The organism is Streptomyces sp. NPDC046862, assembly GCF_040704615.1.
In the GTDB taxonomy this organism is placed as follows: Bacteria; Actinomycetota; Actinomycetes; order Streptomycetales; family Streptomycetaceae; genus Streptomyces.
In genome coordinates this window covers 21,427-36,326 of the sequence record NZ_JBEYXP010000049.1, presented here as the reverse complement: position 1 = coordinate 36,326, position 14,900 = coordinate 21,427, and the positions used below count along the sequence as shown (strand labels likewise).

Sequence of the window (14,900 nt, the reverse complement as noted above, 5' to 3'; positions counted from 1 at the left end):
GACTGCGGACCGGCTGTGGCTGGTCGCGCCCACGCGGCGGCGCCGCACATCGGTACAGCCCCGCGCCCCGTCCAGGGGCGCTCCCGTCCCCATCCTCCACGCGTCACTCATAGGTCCCCATACCAAGAGAGCCTCGCCGTGAACGCTACGCACTCCGCCGACCTCGACCGTCGGCTCGCCCGGGATCCCATCGCGATCGTCGGGCTGTCCGCTCTGTACCCCAAGTCCCGTGATGTGCGCGAGTTCTGGGCCAATGTCGTCTCCGCCGCCGACTGCATCGAGGACGTGCCCTCGACGCACTGGGACGTGGCGGAGCACTACGACTCCGACCCCTCGGCGCCCGACAAGACGTACTCCAGGCGGGGCGGCTTCATCCCCACCGTCCCGTTCAACCCGCTCGAGTTCGGTCTGCCTCCGAACACCCTCGAAGTCACCGACGTCCTGCAGCTGTTGAGCCTCGTCGTGGCACGTGACCTGCTCAAGGACGCGGGCGCGGACCAGGACTGGTACGACGCCTCGCGCACCGGGGTGGTCCTCGGCGTGACCGGCGCCAACCAGCTCACGCAGCCGCTGACCGCCCGTCTGCAGACCCCCGTCCTGAAGGAGGTCGTGCGCAGTTGCGGCCTCACGCAACGGGACGCGGAGGAGATCGCCGAGAAGTTCAAGATGGCCTTCGCGCCCTGGGAGGAGAACTCCTTCCCCGGCATGCTGGGCAACGTCGTCGCCGGCCGCATCGCCAACCGCCTCGACCTGGGCGGCACCAACATGACCATCGACGCGGCCTGCGCCAGTTCGCTGGGCGCGGTGAAGTCGGCGGTCAGCGATCTGCTGGAGCGGCGCTCCGACACGATGCTGGTGGGCGGCTGCGACGCCGAGAACACCATCTTCATGTACCTCTGCTTCAGCAAGACGCCCGCGTTCTCCAAGACCGGCCGCATCCGCCCCTTCGACGAGAACGCCGACGGCACCCTCATCGGCGAGGGCATCGGGATGCTGGCGCTGCGCAGGCTCTCCGACGCCGAGCGGGACGGCAACCGGATCTACGCGGTACTCCGCGGCATCGGTTCGTCGAGCGACGGCCGCTTCAAGTCCATCTACGCCCCGCGCAAGGAGGGGCAGATGGCGGCGCTGCGCCGGGCGTACGAGGACGCGGACGTCTCCCCCGGTTCGATCGAGCTGTTCGAGGCGCACGGCACGGGGACGGCGGTGGGCGAGGCGACCGAGCTGTCCGCGCTCACGGCCGTGGTGTCCGAGCACTCCGAGGAGCGGCGGTACGCCGCGGTCGGCAGCGTGAAGTCGCAGATCGGCCACACCAAGGCGGCCGCGGGCGCGGCCGGCATGATCAAGCTGGCGCTCGCCCTGCACCACAAGGTGCTGCCGCCCACCATCAACGTGGACCGGCCGAACCCCGCGATCGACTGGGCTGAGAGCCCGTTCTACGTCAGCGGTCAGGCCCGCCCGTGGATTCGCGACCCGCGCAGGCCCGAACGGCGCGCGGGCGTCTCGTCGTTCGGCTTCGGCGGCACCAACTTCCACCTGGTGCTCCAGGAGCACGGCGACGGGGACGACCTGCGGGTCATGTTCCCCGTGAGCCGGGTCCATGTATGGCATGAACCTGACATGAACAGTCTGGTGCGGGCGCTGGAAGGCGACGCGGAGCCCCGTACCGAGCCCGCCCCGGCCGGCCACCCCCGGCTCGCCCTCGTCGCCCGCGGCGACGGCGAACTCGCCGAGCTGCGCGCCCTCGCCGCCACCGAACTGCGCGCCAAACCCGACGCCGAGGACTGGTCCCACCCCAAGGGCGTCTACTTCCGCAGGGCCGCCGCCCGCACCGGCAAGGTGGGCGCGCTGTTCGCCGGACAGGGCAGCCAGTACGTCGAGCCCGGGCGGACGGCGGTGCTCGCGCTGCCCCCGCTGCGGGCGGCCTTCGACCGGGCGAATGCGGCCTTCGGAGACCATGAACTCCCGCTGTCCCGGGTCGCGTTCCCGCCGCCGTCCTTCGACGAGGGGACGCGGAAGGCGTACGAGACCGAGCTGCGCCGCACCGAGTACGCGCAGCCCGCGATCGGCGCCCTGGCGGCCGGCCACTTCCGGTATCTGAGCGGACTGGGCTTCGCCGCCGACGGCTTCCTCGGGCACAGCTTCGGCGAGCTGGCCGCACTGTGGGCCGCCGGCGCGATCGACGACGACACGTACTTCGCGCTCGCCCGCGCGCGGGGCGCCGCCATGGCACCGCCCGCAGACGCCGACCCCGGCTTCGACGCCGGAGCGATGGCCGCGGTCACCGCCTCCGAGGAGCAGGTCGGTCAACTGCTCGCCGAAAACCCGGACTTGGCGATCTGCAACCGCAACGCACCCGATCAGGTGGTGGTCGGCGGCGCCACCGACGCCGTGGAGCGGCTGGTGGCGGCGGCGGGCACGGCCGGCGTACGGGCGGTGCGGCTGCCGGTGTCGGCGGCGTTCCACACCCCGTTCGTCGCGCACGCGGTGGAGGCGTTCGGACGTCGCGTGGCCGACGCCGCGATCGGCCGGCCGCGGGGCCCGGTGTTCGCCAACTCCCCCGGTGCTTCGTACGGTCCGGACATCGACGCCAACCGGCGGACGCTGGTCGAACAGCTCGTGAAGCCGGTGCAGTTCGCCGAGCGGGTCGAGGAGATGTACGCGGCCGGCTTCCGTACGTTCGTGGAGTTCGGCCCGAAGGGCGTGCTGACGCAACTGGTGGGCCGCGTCCTCGGCGAGCGTGAGCACTTCGCGGTGCGGCTCGACCCGGGCCCCAAGGGTGACGCCGAGCTCGCGCTGAAGCGGTCGGTAGCTCAACTCGCGGTTCTGGGACTGCCGTTGACGACCGAGGACCCCTACGTGGCCGCGCCGGTCGTCGCCGTGCCGGTCAAGGGCATGACCGTGCCGCTCAACGGCATCAACCACGTGCCTGAGGCGCGAAAGGCGGCGTACCGCGAGGCGCTGGAGACGGGCTATCGGGTGACCCTGCCGGAGGCCGCGCCCGTGGTGACCGCTGCCGGGGTGGCCGTTCCCGAAGTGGCCGCGCCCGCCGCGCCGGCCGTCGACGTACGCCCCGCCCTGCCCGAAGTGGCGCCCGCCGCGCCGCCCGTCCCCACAGACGTCCTGGAGAGCGAGCTCGTGCAAGAACACCACCACACACCACCTGCCGCGGGCGGCGACCGGCTGTCCGAACTGATCGCCGATCACCTGGCCCTCCACGACGACTACCTGAGCGGCCAGCTGTCCAGCGCACAGCGCCTGATGGGCATCCTCGAACGAGCCGACGAGCAGCGCCGTATCGACGAGGTGTTCCCGGGCGTGGCCACCGTCAAGGAGCACGGACTGGCCATCGGCCGTACGCACCTGAGGGCCAACGAGATCCTGCGGGACCTGGCGGCCATGGAGTACGCCGCGTCGGCCCCGACGGCGCCGCCTGCTCCGGCCGCTCCGGCCGCTCCGGCCACCACGGTGGCCCTGGCCTCCCCGGTGGCCCCGCAGGCCGCACCGGTCGTACCCGTCCCTCCGGTGGCTCCGGTGGCCCCCGCGGCTGCAGCAGCGCTGCCCGCGCCTGCCGCTCCCCGGCCGACCGGTCCCGAGCCAACGGGTCCCGTACCGACGGGTTCCGTGCCGACGGGTCCCGTACCGACGGGTCCCGTACCGACGGGTCCCGTACCGACGGGTTCCGTGCCGACGGCGCCCGCATCCCCCTCCGCCTCGGCCTCCGACGTGGAGGCAGCGCTGCTCGCGGTGGTGGCGGAGAAGACCGGCTACCCGGCCGACATGCTCGACCTGGACATGGACGTGGAGGCTGACTTGGGCATCGACTCCATCAAGCGCGTCGAGATCATGGGCGTCCTCCAGGAACGCTTCCCCAGCCCCACCCCCATCGGACCCGAACACCTCGCCGAACTGCACACGCTGAGCGAGATCGTCGGCTTCGTCCTCAGCCTCGGCGGCCCGAGCGCTCGTCCCCAGGCGTCGGCCACGGCCCCCGCGCCGAACGCACCGGCCATCAGCACGGACGACATCTCCGCCGCGCTCCTCGGCATCGTGGCGGAGAAGACCGGCTACCCGGCGGAGACGCTGGACCTCGGGATGGACGTCGAGGCCGACCTCGGCATCGACTCCATCAAGCGCGTCGAGATCATGGGCGTCCTCCAGGAACGCTTCCCCAGCCCCACCCCCATCGGACCCGAACACCTCGCCGAACTCCGCACCCTGAACGAGATCGTCGGCTTCGTCCTCGAGCTCAACGGACCCGACACCGTTCCCACTTCTGCGCCCGCTCCCGTTCCCGCCGTCGAGCAGCCCACGCCGGCCGTGGTATCGGCCGCCGACGTCGAGACCGCCCTGCTGGCCGTGGTGTCGGAGAAGACCGGCTACCCGGCCGAGATGCTGGACCTCGGCATGGACGTCGAAGCCGACCTCGGCATCGACTCCATCAAGCGCGTCGAGATCATGGGCGTCCTCCAGGAACACTTCCCCAGCCCCACCCCCATCGGACCCGAACACCTCGCCGAACTCCGCACCCTGAACGACATCGTCACCTTCGTCACAGGGCTCTCCGGCCCCACTGTCCCCCCTGCTCCCGAAGCGAGCACCACTCCCGGACCGAGCGCCGCGCCGCCGGCCGCGATCGGCCGTGGGCAGGCCGCGCTGACGGAGCTGCCCGTGCCGGACCGGATCGTCGGGGCGTACCCGCAGGGGGCGACCGCGATCGTCGTCGATGACGGCAGTGAGGTCGCCCGGGCGGCCGCCGAGCGGCTCGTCGAGGGCGGCTGGCGGGTGCGCGTGCTGCGGCTGCCCGGTGTGCCGCAGCGCGTCACGGGGGCCGTCGACAGCCCGCTCAGCGGCTGGGGTGCCACTGAACTGGCTGGACTTGTCGAGGAGTTGGGTGACGAGCCCGTCCACCTCGTGCTCGGTTTCGCGGCGGAGAGCGACCTCGGCTGGGCGGAGGGTGTGCGCAGGCTCGCGCACCAGTTGCTGACCGCGAAGCACGTGGCCGGTCCGCTCACCACGGCCGCGGCGACCGGTCACCGGGCCGCGTTCGTCACCGTCACCCGGCTCGACGGGGCCTTCGGCCTGGGTGGGGTGGCCGAGGACGCGGTGCCCGCCGGCGGTGTCGGCGGTCTGGTCAAGACCCTGGCGGTGGAGGCGCCCGAACTGTACTGCCGGGCCGTGGACCTGGACCCTGCGCTCGGCGCCGCGAAGGCCGCCGAGCTGGTCCTGGAAGAGGTGTACGACGCCGCGTCCGGGCCGGTCCAGGTGGGGCGCAACGGCAGCGACGGCACCCGCCGGGTCGCGCTCTCGCTCGCGGACGAGCCCCTCACCCAGTTCGAGTCCAAGTCCGAGTCCAAGTCCGAGCCCGAGCCCGTGTCCCCGGCGACGGCCCCGCCGACCTCCGACGACCTGCTGGTCGTCACCGGTGGCGGACGCGGCATCACCGCCCGTTGCGCCCTCGACCTGGCCGCCGCGCACCGCCCCGGTCTGCTGCTGCTCGGTCGTACAGCCCTGGAGGAGGAGCCGGAGTGGGCGCGCGGACTGACCGACCAGGCTGCCCTCAAGGCGGCTGCCGCGGACCGGTTGAAGCAGGCCGGTGACAAGCCGACCCCCAAGCGCGTGGAGCAGCTCTACCAGGCGGTCGTCGGCCAGAGGGAGGTGCGGGAGACCCTCGCCGCGATACGGGCCGCGGGCAGCGAGGTCGAGTACGTGGCGGTGGACATCACCGACGTCGCCGCGACCGCCGCCGCCCTGGCGCCGTACAGGGAGCGGATCACCGGCCTCGTACACGGTGCCGGGGTCCTGGCGGACCAGCTGATCTCCGCGAAGAAGGCGGCCGAGATCGAGCGGGTGTTCTCCGTGAAGCTGGGCGGACTGCGGTCAGTCGTCGCCGCGCTGCCCGCCGAACGGCTGCGTCACGTCGTGCTGTTCTCCTCGGTCGCCGGGTTCTTCGGCAACCGCGGCCAGTCGGACTACGCCATGGCCAACGAGGTGCTCAACGCCTGGGCCGCGTCCTTCAAGCGCAGCCACCCGCGGGCCCACGTGTCCTCCCTCAACTGGGGCGCCTGGGACAGCGGCATGGTGTCGCCGCAGATCAAGGCGGTGTTCGAGGAACGCGGCCTCACCCTCATTCCGGAGGACGCCGGGGCGCGGCTGTTCACCGAGCAGTTCGCCGCCGAGCGGGCCGGCGACGTGGTCACGGTCCTCGGGCCGACCACTCCCCTGTCCGTGCGCGAGGACGTGGTGCCCTCCGCGCCGGTCGTGATGGAGCGGAACCTGGCCTCGCTGGTCACCGACCCGCTCGTCGCCGACCATGTCATCGGGGACGCGCCGGTGCTGCCCGCCGCGGCGGCACTGGGCTGGGCTGCGGGCGCCGTCGAGCGGCTGACCGGCGAGGACGTCTCGGTGGTCCGGGACTTCGTGGTCCACAAGGGTGTGGTCTTCGACGGCGGGCTCGACGACAGCCGCTTCCAGCTCTCCGTCGACCCGACGCCCGACGGCGCCGAGGCCGATGTCGCGATCCGCTCGGTCGGCGGCGCCGGGACGGCCCGCCCGCACTACGCGGCGCGCGTCCTCCTCGGCGGTGCCGCGCGGCAGCAGGCGCGGTCACAGCACATCGCGGGACTGCCGGGACTGCCCGCCGTGGGCGGCGGCAGTGACGCACAGGTCTGCTATGCCGACGGCACCCTCTTCCACGGCGAGTCCCTGCGGGGTCTGCGCCGGGTGCTCGATGACGGCCCGTCGCGCCTGGTCGTCGAGTGCGCGCTGCCCGAACACCGGCCCGCCGGCGGCGCGTTCGGCAGCAGCCGGTACGCGCCCGGCACCGCCGACCTGTTGCTGCAGGCCGCGTTGGTGTGGATGCGCCGGTACCGCGACACGGCGAGCCTGCCGATGTCGGTCGCGCGAGCCGACCTGTACGAGGCGCTGCCGGACGGCGAACCGTTCGTCGTGGTGGTGGAGCCGGAGTCGGCGGGCGACACGAGCGCCACGCTCACCGTGACGGCGTGCGCGCCCGACGGCCGAGTGCTGACCCGGTTCACCGGAGTGTCCCTCGTGTCCACCCCGCAGCTGGCCGCCAAGTTCGCGAGCCGCTGAGCCGACGTACCGGACTGGTGGGCCCGGCGGGCGGCGGCCTTCGCTGCCCCCGCCGGGCCCCCAGAACCCTGGAGGGGACCAAGTTCCATGAGCAAGTTCGCGATCGTCGGAGTTTCCTGCCTGTTCCCCGACGCCCGGACGCCCGAGGAGTTCCGGCACAACCTGCGCAGCGGCGCGGACAGCCGCCGGGACGGCGGTGAGGAGGTCTTCGGGGCGGCGCTCGACGAGCGCGACCTCGACCCCCGCCACCGCATCACCTCGCGTCGGGGCGGGTTCATCACCGACTTCGAGTTCGACCCGACCGGCTATCGGCTGGACGCCGGGTACCTGGCCGGCCTCGACCGGATCTTCCACTGGTCGATCCACGCCGCGCGGGAGGCGCTGCGGGACTGCGGCCTGTCCGACCGGTCGACCGGGAGTGCCGCCGAGACCCTGGCCCGCACCGGCCTGGTGATGGGCAACTACTCCTTCCCGACGCCCACTTCGGCCGAGGTCAGCGTCCCGCTGGCGCAGGAGGCCGTGCTCGACGGGCTGCGCCGCGCGGAGCTGCCCGAGCTCGCCGGGCTACCGGGCGCGCACCCGCTGATCGACCGCGCGTCCGTCGTCCCGGAGAACCTGCGGGTCAGCGGTTCGCCCGCAGCGGTCACCGCCGCCGCGCTGGGCCTCGGCGGGCCCCGCTACTGTCTGGACGCGGCCTGCTCGTCGGCCCTGTACGCGCTGAGCCTGGCGTGCGGCCATCTCGCCTCCGGCCGGGCGGACCTGGTGCTGGCGGGCGGGGTGTGCGCCCCCGATCCGACACTGATCCACCTGTCGTTCTCCGATCTGCACGCCTATCCGGAGAACGGGTTCAGCCAGCCCTTCGACGGCCGCTCCGGCGGGATCGTCACGGGCCAGGGCGCCGGCATGGTCGCGGTCAAGCGGCTGGAGGACGCGCTGCGCGACGGCGACCGCGTCCACGCCGTCGTGGACGGCATCGGGCTGTCCAACGACGGCTCCGGGCGCCACCCGCTCGTCCCGCGCAAGAGCGGCCAACTGGACGCGCTGGCCCGCGCCTACGCGGACGCCGGTGTCGACCCGGCCGACATCGACTACCTGGAGTGCCACGCCACGGGCACACCGATCGGGGACGCGACGGAGGCGGAGTCCGTCGCCGAGTTCTTCGGCCCGCACGGCAAGGTGCCGCTGCTCGGCTCGGTCAAGGGCAACGTGGGGCATCTGCTGACCGTGGCCGGTCTGAGCAGTCTGCTCAAGGTCGTGCTGGCCATGGCGGACGGCACGATTCCGCCGACCATCGGGGTGGACGAGCCGATCGCCTCCCCGGACGGCCGGGTGGGCGAGGACAGGCTGGTGCGCGCCGTGCGCGCCTGGCCGGAGGAGCGGCCGGGCCCGCGGCGGGCGGCGGTCTCCGCCTTCGGCTTCGGCGGCACCAACGCGCACGTGGTGCTCTCCTCCGCGCCCGCCACGTCCGGTACGGACGCGGTGGTGCTCTCCTCCGCGCCCGCCACGTCCGGTACGGACGCCCCTGCGGGCGCCGACCGTACGACCCCCGCCGGGCCTGCCGTACTGCCCGCCCTGGACGTCGTGGGCCTCGGTGCGCACTTCGGGTCGCTGGAGACCGTGGACTCCTTCGAGCGCGCCGTCCACCGGGGCGAGCACGACCTGCGGCCGCTGCCCGAGCGGCGGTGGCGGGGCCTGGACCGCACCGGCGGAGGCACCCTGGACGAGGCCGGCCTCGCCGGGGGCGCCCCGCACGGGGCGTTCGTCGACGGCGTCCAGGTCGACCCCGCGCAGCTCCGTGTGCCGCCGTCCGACCTGCGCATCTACAACCCGCAGCACGCGCTGATGACCAAGGTCGCCGACGAGGCGCTGCGCGACGCCGGGTACCGGCTCGGCAGCGGGGCGCGCGACACCCCCGACCCCCGCCGCGTCGCCGTCGTGGTGGTGACCGAGATCGAGCCGTACACGCACGCCCGGCTGAGCCGGTACGGGCTCGGGGCGTTCCTGCGCCGCGAGTTCGACAAGGCGGGTGTCCGGCTCACCGAGGAACAGCGGGCGGCGCTCGCCGAGGTCGCCAGGGACGCCGTCGTGGACCCGATCGGCGCCAACGAGGTCCTCAGCTACATCGGCAACGTGATGGCCGGGCGGATCTCCTCCCGGTGGAACCTCACCGGCCCGTCCTTCACCCTCTCCGCCGACGGAGCGGGCACCGCCGAGGCCCTGGAGGTCGCGCGGCTGCTGCTGCTCGACCCGGACCTGGAGGCGGTACTGGTCGGCGCGGTCGACCTGGCCGGCTCGGCGGAGAACCTGCTGGTGGGTCCCGGGCTGTCGGCCGAGGCCGGTCTGTCCTTCGGTGACGGGGCCCGTGGGAGGCGGGTGGGCGAGGGCGCGGGTGCCCTGGTCGTCACCCGCCCGGACGCGGCCCGGGGCCGGGTGTACGCCCGTATCGACGGCGTGGCCGTGCGGCATGCCCCGGCCACCGGCCCGATGCCCGGCACGGTCGCTGACCGGCTGGCCGAGGCCGCGCGGGCGGCCCTGGACGAGGCGGGAGTCGCCGCCGGCGACGTGGGATACGTCGAGGCGCACGCGGCAGGTACCGACGACGCGGACCGGGCCGAGATGGCCGGGCTGTCGCGCGTGTACCGGTCGGACGGCTCCGGCGCCGACTCCTGCGACGACTCATGTGACGACTCCAGTAACGACTCGGGCGCCGCCACGGACACCTGCACCATCGCCCTGGGCAGCGTCACGGCGCAGATCGGCGACGCGGGCTGTGCGGCCGGGCTGGCGGGTCTGATCCGGGCCGTGCTGTGTGTACGGCACGCGTACCTGCCCGGCACCCCGGGCTGGCGGCGCCCGGCCGGCGACCTCGCCGACGCCTTCGCCGCCTCCGCGCTCCATGTCCCGGACGGCTCCCGCCCCTGGCTGCGCGAGGAGGCGGAAGGCCGCCGCCACGCCGCGGTGAACATCCTGGGTACGGGAGGCTCCCACGCCCACGTGATCCTCTCCTCGGTACCGGACGCCGAGCGCCCCCGCCGCATGGCCGACTGGTCCCGCGCGGACGGTCCTCTGCTGCTGCCGATAGCCGCAGAGACACCGGACGGGCTGGTCGCCGAGGCCGAGCGGTACCGGGCGCTGCTCGACGACGGCGCCGACCCGCTCGCCCTCGCGCGGGAAGCGGCGGCACGCGCGGCGGTGGACGGGCGGCTGCGGGCCGTCCTCGTGGGCAAGGACCGCGAGGCGCTGACCCGCCAACTGGAGCTGGCGGTACGGGACGTGCCCGCCGCGCACGCCGAGGGCAGGGAGTGGGCCACCCCGGCCGGTTCCTTCTTCACCCCGCGGCCCATCGGTCCGGACGGGCGGGTGGCCCTGGTCTACCCGGGCGCCTTCAACAGCTACCCGGGGCTCGGCACGGACCTCTTCCGGGCCTTCCCCGGCCTGCTCGACCGCTTCGAGCGGCAGGCCGCCCGGCCGGCCCGGATGCTGCGCGCCGCGCAGCTGTACCCGCGCACCCGCGAGGCCCTCGACCGGCGCGCCCTGATGCGGATCGAGGAACGGCTCGGCGACGACGTCCCGTTCATGCTCGCCACCGGCACCAGCTTCGCGATCCTGTACACCGCGCTGGTGCGGGAGGTGCTCGGCATCACGGCGCACGGCGGGTTCGGCTACAGCCTGGGCGAGTCCAGCATGCTCTTCGCGACCGGCGGCTGGGACCCTGCGGGCCGCAGCGACTCGCTGATCAGCGACAGTCCGGTCTTCCAGGACCGGCTGTGCGGGCCGCGCCGCACCGTACGGGAGTTGTGGGACCTGCCCGACGAGACCCCCGACGAGGCGGTGTGGGCCTCCCACGTACTGCTCGCGCCCGTAGGACCGGTACGCGAGGCCCTCGCCCGCTACGACCGCGTCCACCTCACCCACGTGAACACCCCGCAGGAGCTGGTGATCGCCGGGGATCCGGCCCAGTGCCGGGCGCTGATCGAGGAGGTGGGGTGCCGCGCGGCCCGCTCCCCGGTCAACGTGGTCATGCACTGCCCGGTGGTGGACGCCGAGTTCGAGGGCCTGGCACGGCTCAACGACTATCCCACCGGCTCGTTCGGCGACATGGAGTTGTTCAGCGCCTACGACTACCTGCCGCTGCCCGCCGAACGCCTCGGCGAGTCCCCGCGGCGCATCGCGACGACCCTGCGCTCGACGATCGACTTCCCGCGTCTGGTGAACGCGGCGTACGAGCGCGGATACCGCTACTTCATCGAGGTGGGTCCCGGTGCCACCTGCTCCCGCTGGATCCGGGAGACGCTCGGCGACGCACCTCACGTGGCCGCCTGTGTGGACCGCCGTGGCGTCCCGGCGACGACACCGCTCGCCCACCTCGTGGCCCGGCTCGTGGGGCACGGGCTGCCGGTGGATCCGACGGCTCTGCTGGGTCCGGAACCGGCCGACCGCCCGGCGCCGTCACGGGCCGCCCGCCGCCTGCCCACGATCCGGGTGGGCCGGGGCGAGCCGATCCCGGACCGTATCGCCCGCGAGGCGGTCGCGGCCCTGGCCGCCGGGCGTCCCGAACCGTCCGTGCCTGCACCGGCCCCCCACGAGACGGCCGCGTCCGTGACCGCACGGCACCCCGAGCCGGTCGCACCCGAGGCCGTGCCCCAGGCCGTGCCCCACCCCGTCGCCCGGACGAAGCCCACGGCTCCGCCCGCCGAACGCACCCCCTCCACCGTTCCCCCCTCCACCGTTCCCCCCTCCACCGTTCCCGTCACCGCCGTTCCCGCCCCCGTTCTGTCCGTCCCGCCGGAGGAGCCCGCCGCCATGCCCGCCGACCCGACGCTAGAGGTCTCCGAGGTGATCACCTTCGACGGGGATCCCCTCACGGCCCTGCCCTGGGGCAGCCCTCCGCCACCGGCGGCCGGCACCCCGACGCCCACGCCCGAGCCGCCCGCCCCGACACCGAACGTCCCGGCGCCGAACGTCCCGGCACGGAGCGCCCAGACACCGCCCGCCCCGACGCCCACCGGCCACGCGCCCACGAACCAGGCACCCACCGACCACGCACCGGCCGGCCACGCGCCCGCCGCCCACCTGGTGCGGGACCTGCGCCAGGAGATGCTCGCCACCCACAGCGTCGTGATGGAGACCCACCGCGTGCTCCAGGGAGCGACCCTGGACCGCGCCGAGGCCCTGCTCGACGAACCGTCGTCCGCCTCCCGGCCCGCCGTGTCACCGATGTCACCGCTGTCACGGCAGTCACCGCCGCCGTCCGTGACCGTGGACCGCCCCACCGCCGTACCCCTCCCGGCTGCCGAACTCCCCGCGCCGCCGCAACGTGAGGTCAAGGAGGGCGTGATCTGGGACGAGGCCGACCTGCTGGAGTTCGCGACCGGATCCCTGGCCACGGTCTTCGGCCCCGAGTTCGCCGAGATCGACACCTTCAAGGCCCGGGTGCGGCTGCCGGCCCCGCCGTACCACTTCGTCACCCGGGTCACCGGGCTGGACGCCAAGCCCGGGGTGCTCGAACCGTCCCGCATCACCACCGAGTACGTCGTGCCCGAGGACGCCTGGTACGCGGTCGACGGCGGGGTGCCGCCGGCGGTCACCGTGGAGTCCGGGCAGTGCGACCTGCTGCTGGTCAGCTATCTGGGCATCGACTTCCGCAACAAGGGCGAACGGGTCTACCGGCTGCTCGACAGCTCGCTGACCTTCCGCGGCGGGCTGCCGACAACCGGGCAGACGCTCCGCTACGAGATCTCCATCGACCGGTTCGTCCACCAGGGCGACACCACGATCTTCTTCTTCAGCTACGACTGCTACGCGGACGACGAGCTGATCCTCGAACTGCGGGACGCCTGCGCCGGGTTCTTCAGCAAGCAGGAGTTGGACACCCCGCTCGGCGTCGTCCTCACCGACAAGGACCGGGCCCGGCGGGCCGCGCTGCCCAAGGGCACGTTCAAGCCTCTCGCGTACGCACGCAAGCACCAACTCGTCGCGCATGACCTGGAGTTGCTTGCCCAGGGCAGGCCCGGGGAGGTCTTCGGCCCGGACCACGCCCAGGACCCGGGCATCAACCCGGCACTCCGGCTGCCGGACGAGCGGCTGCGCATGGTGGACGAGGTCACCGTCGACCGCGAGGGCGGACCGTGCGAGCTGGGCTCGCTGAGCGCCGTCAAACGACTTCGGCCCGACGGCTGGTACTTCACCTGCCACTTCCCGGACGACCCGGTGCTCGCCGGTTCCCTGATCGCCGAGGGGGCCGTGCAGCTGCTGCAGATCTACCTGATGCACCAGGGCATGCACCTCACGCTCCCGGACGCCCGCTTCCAGACGGTGACCGATCGGCGCATCGACGTCCAGGTGCGTGGCCAGGTCACGCCGAAGGACGCCGAGATCCGCTACGAGGTGGAGGTCACCGAGCTGACCCTGCTGCCCAGGCCCACGGTGATCGCGGACGTCCTCGTCCACCTCGGCGACAAGCCGGTGGTCCGGATGCAGAACCTCGGCCTGCAGATCGTGGAGAAGCCCGGGACGCCGTACCGGCCGGGGATCGGCGGCGTGCCCGAGTTCCTCGGGCGCCGTAACCGCGACGGCGAGCCCGCCATGATCAACGAGCTGCACCTCGCCCACTCCGCCAAGGGCCTGCTGGACATGGCGATGGGCCCGGAGTTCGAGGTCTACCGCGACAGTCGCGCCCCCTACATTCCCAACGGCGACTTCCAGTTCGTGGACCGGGTCATGTCGCTCACCGGCACCCGGGGCGACCTGAGCCCCGGCGCGGAGATGGTCACCGAGTACGACTCGCCCGACGACGCCTGGTACTACCGCCAGAACTCCTCGCCGTACATGCCGAACTGCGTGTACATGGAGAGCTCGCTGCAGGCCGCCATCTTCCTCGGCTACTACCTCGGCGCCACGCTCCGCCAGCCCGAGGAGGAGTACTCCATCCGCAACCTCGACGGCCGGGCCACGCTGGTCAAGGACATCGACCTGCGCGGCAAGACCGTCCGGCACCACTCGAAGCTGCTGATGACGAGCGTCGTCTCCGGCGCGGTGCTGCAGAACTTCTCCTACGAACTGTCCGCCGACGGCGAGGTCTTCTACACCGGCGAGTCCCTGTTCGGCTACTTCAACGAGGCCGCCCTGTCGAACCAGGTGGGCCTCGACAGCGGCAGTTACGTCCAGCCGTGGATCGAGGCGGAGAAGCCGGCGGCCGAGCGGGTGAGGCGGATCGAGCTGGGTGAGGGCTCGTCCGCCTTCCACAGCGAGTCGGGGGGCCGCCTGCATCTGCCCGGCGGCCGTTTCGACCTCGTGGACCGCGTCGACCTGGTCGCGGACGGAGGCCGTCACGGCGCGGGCTATCTGCACGGCCACCGCGGCATCCGCCCCGACGAGTGGTACTTCGACTGCCACTTCCACCGCGACCCGGTGATGCCGGGCTCGCTGGGTGTCGAGGCGGTGCTGCAGGCGATGCGCCTGTTCGTCCTGGAGCGGAACCTCGCCGAGGGGATGTCCCGGCCCCGCTTCGCCATGGCCACCGACGTCGAGATGTCCTGGAAGTACCGGGGACAGATCCTGCGCGACGACCGCGAGCTGTTCTTCGACGTGCACGTCAAGGAGGTGCGCGTGGAGGCGGACCGGTTGCTGCTGATCGCCGACGCGGACCTGTGGAAGCCGGGCCTGCGCATCTACGAACTCACCGACGTGGCCATAGAGGTCCGCCCGGAGACAGCTGCCGAGTCCCGCCCCGACGCACCTGCCGCAGCCCACGCCGACACGGCTGCCGCAACCCGTCCCGAAGCCGACTGACGTCCGGCACAGCC

General features: G+C 73.1%; 2 protein-coding genes. Both read left to right on the top strand.

Translation table 11 applies throughout. The annotated features are described in order from the left end of the window. Nucleotides 1-138 precede the first annotated feature (138 nt). Entirely contained in the window at nt 139-7,095 is a 6,957-nt protein-coding gene (locus AB0959_RS39575; protein ID WP_366831629.1) for an SDR family NAD(P)-dependent oxidoreductase, read from the top strand. An 87-nt stretch (nt 7,096-7,182) separates the two neighbouring features. Beyond that, complete coding sequence (locus AB0959_RS39570) at nt 7,183-14,886, top strand: beta-ketoacyl synthase N-terminal-like domain-containing protein (protein ID WP_366831628.1); 7,704 nt, start codon at nt 7,183-7,185, stop codon at nt 14,884-14,886. The last annotated feature ends 14 nt before the right edge of the window (nt 14,887-14,900 follow it).